Below are 1,077 nucleotides of genomic sequence, written 5' to 3'. Positions count from 1 at the left end.
GGCCGGGCGGCCAGCCAGTCCAGCAGGCGCTGGGCGTCCTTCACCTCGTAGTCGGGGCTGTCCAGGTGGATCTGCCCGCCGCTGCGGCCGAAGCCCCGGGCCGTCCAGGTCAGCACGGCGTAGCCGCGCTCGACGAGCGACTCGGCGTCCTCCCGCACGGAGTTCTTGGTGCCGCCGAAACCATGCGCGAGCAGCACCGCGGGCACCCGTCCGTCGCGGTCCCGGGGCAGGTAGAAGCGGGTGTCCAGGTCGACCGGCTCGGTGCCGGAGGGCCCGGACAGGACGGTGAGCTGCTGGTCCGACGTGGTCCAGGAGTCACGCTCCGGCCACACCGCCCAGCCGACCAGGCCGGCCACCAGCGCGATGACCGCCGCCCCGGCGATCACCCGCCGACGGGTGAACCGGGGCAGCGATAAAGGCATGCCGCAACGCTAACCGGCAAAATCTGAGGGAGTGCTGTGAAGTGGCGCGCTTTCAGCAGCCCTGGTTGTCGGTGTACTTGAACTGCATCGGCTCGGCCATGCCCGCCTGCAGCCCGGACACCTTGTCGCCGTTCAGCTCGAAGAGCAGCCCGTAGTCGCCGATGGTGGACAGCCACGCGCCGCGGCCGACCGAGTCGTCGATCTGCTTGCCGTCGGCGTACTTGGCCTTGACCGTGGCCACCGTGCTGCCGATCTTGACGCCCCGGCTGGTGGTGATCTTGTCGCCGGTCACCGTCAGGCGCAGCAGACGGCCGTCGAAGAAGACCAGCTCGGGCGAGTGGAACTTGGACGTGCCCGTGGCGGCGACGTGGTCGGGGCAGTTGTCCGCCCGCAGCTTCTCGGTCCTGCCGACGAGCTTCGCGGACTGCAGGGCCTTGAGCGTCGTCCCGATCTTGTACGGCCCGAGCCCGCCGGCCGAGAGCGTGGACCCCGTGGTGACCGGCTTGGCGTTCGCCGAGTTGACCGTGCCGTCCGGGTTCTTGGCGATCTCGGCCTTGCCGGTGGTCGTCTTCTCCGGCACCGGCTTGACCGCGACCTCGGGCGCCGCCGACGCGGCCACGGGCGCGCCGTCCACGAACTGCGCCGGATCTTTTCT

At 70.5% G+C, this 1,077-nt stretch carries 2 protein-coding genes; both read right to left on the bottom strand.

Translation table 11 applies throughout. From position 1 onward, the window contains the following. Nucleotides 1–422, bottom strand: a 422-nt coding sequence (locus AB0M20_RS45320) for an alpha/beta fold hydrolase (protein WP_364307848.1), incomplete at its 3' end; no start/stop codon positions are given. A gap of 52 nt (nucleotides 423–474) precedes the next feature. After that, a partial coding sequence (locus AB0M20_RS45315) for a hypothetical protein (RefSeq protein ID WP_364307846.1) occupies nucleotides 475–1,077 on the bottom strand: 603 nt, incomplete at its 5' end.

The organism is Actinoplanes sp. NPDC051633, from assembly GCF_040681735.1.
Lineage (GTDB): Bacteria > Actinomycetota > Actinomycetes > Mycobacteriales > Micromonosporaceae > Actinoplanes.
The sequence above is the reverse complement of the archived record's forward strand: the minus strand, read 5'-3'. Positions and strand labels throughout refer to the sequence as shown.